General features: G+C 45.0%; 1 pseudogene. It reads left to right on the forward strand.

Going from position 1 to position 333, the window contains the following annotated elements:
- Nucleotides 1–333 (forward strand): annotated as a pseudogene (locus RMT89_RS41875) (polysaccharide biosynthesis protein); the annotation flags it as partial.

A 333-nucleotide genomic window follows, 5' to 3' on the forward strand; every position in this document is an offset into this window, starting at 1 on the left:
GTTTTCTTAAGTATGTGGCAATTCGGCTTTACGCCTTTAGTCTTTTTTATTCATCAACTGATCGTCGCACTGATAGAGCTGACGGGTCTTTTCTGGATGGGTAGTCGCTTACTGCCAGGCAAGGCAAGCTTACAGGAAAAAATAGGTTGGTCATTCAGACCAATAAAGCCAGTCCTCAAGTTTGCCCTGACAATCGCGTTTACCTCATCCATTTGGGTGTTGGTGACTCAGACAGATAAGCTGATTCTTTCCGGTATTCTGCCACTGGCAGAGTATGGTTACTTTACGTTAGCTGTGCTTGTTGCAAGTGGTATCATGATAGTTAGTGGCCCG

This window comes from Streptomyces sp. P17 (assembly GCF_032436805.1).
Lineage (GTDB): Bacteria > Actinomycetota > Actinomycetes > Streptomycetales > Streptomycetaceae > Streptomyces.